The organism is Streptomyces phyllanthi (assembly GCF_009377205.1).
GTDB lineage: Bacteria > Actinomycetota > Actinomycetes > Streptomycetales > Streptomycetaceae > Streptomyces > Streptomyces phyllanthi.
The window spans coordinates 1-1147 of sequence record NZ_VJZE01000926.1 but is presented as its reverse complement, the minus strand read 5'-3'; the positions used below and the strand labels follow the sequence as shown (position 1 = coordinate 1147).

Below are 1147 nucleotides of genomic sequence, written 5' to 3'. Positions count from 1 at the left end.
CCCCACAACAGCCCCTGGCCGCAGACCTGCCCCTACTCCACCCCGATCAACAGCACCGCTCCCTGCCGGCCGCCCCGGTACACCACCGTGTCCACCGCCAGATAGGACTCCCGTACCCGCGCGTCGATGTGGTCGGAGATGTCCTCCGGGGCCTCGTCGCCCAGTACCAGCGTGACCATTTCGCCGCCGGCGGCGAGCATGCGGTCGACGACCGTCGCGGCCGTGATGGTGACGTCGGAGCCGATGACGGCCACGTCACCGTCGATGAGGCCGAGAACGTCGCCGGCCTGGCAGATACCCGCCATGGTCCACGACTCGCGCTCGGCGATGACGACCTCGGCGTGGCGGGTGGCGCCCGCCGCGGACGTCATCGCGACGACGTCCTCGTCGAAGCGGCGTCCCGGCTCGTGGACGGCGAGCGCGGCGATCCCCTGGACCGCGGAACGGGTCGGGATCAGCGCCACCCGGACGCCCTCCGCCCGCGCCTGCTCGGCCGCCGCGGCGGCCGTGTGCCGCAGGTCCGCGTCGTTCGGCAACAGCACCACCTCGCGCGCGTGGGCACGTCGTACGGCCTCCACGAGCTCCCCGCTGGCAGGCGGCTCCCCGGGCCGGGCGAGCACCGTGGTGGCCCCGGCCTCCGTGTACAGCCCGGCCAGCCCCTCCCCCGGCACGACCGCCACCACCGCGCGCGGGGCCCGCTCACGCGGCGGCCGCCCCGCACCCGCCATGTGCGCGTCCCCGGCGCCGAAGTGCGTGATCCTGATCCGGTACGGCCGCCCGGCCTCGACGCCCGCCTCCACGGCGGCTCCGGCGTCGTCGACGTGCACGTGGACGTTCCACAGCCCGTCCCCGCCGACCACCACGAGCGAGTCCCCCAGCCCGTCCAGCCGCGCCCTGAGCCGCGCCACGGCCGTGTCGTCCGCCTCCAGCAGGTAGATCACCTCGTAGGCGGGCCCGCCCTCCTCACACGCCTCGCCATGCGCCTGTCCGGCGGCCTGGGCGTCCGCGCGATCATCCACGCGCGCGGGTGCGGACACCGGCGCGACCGAGCCCGGGGCCGCCGACGCCACGGCTCCCGCCTTCGGCGCCTCCCCCGTGAACGTCTGCACCAGCGCCGCCAGGACCGCCACGAGTCCCCGCCCGCCCG

General features: G+C 76.0%; 1 protein-coding gene. It reads right to left on the bottom strand.

Going from position 1 to position 1147, the window contains the following annotated elements; genetic code table 11:
• Positions 1 to 32: 32 nt before the first annotated feature.
• The coding region (locus FNH04_RS46185; RefSeq protein ID WP_407704190.1) for a DAK2 domain-containing protein at positions 33 to 1147 on the bottom strand (1115 nt) is incomplete at its 5' end.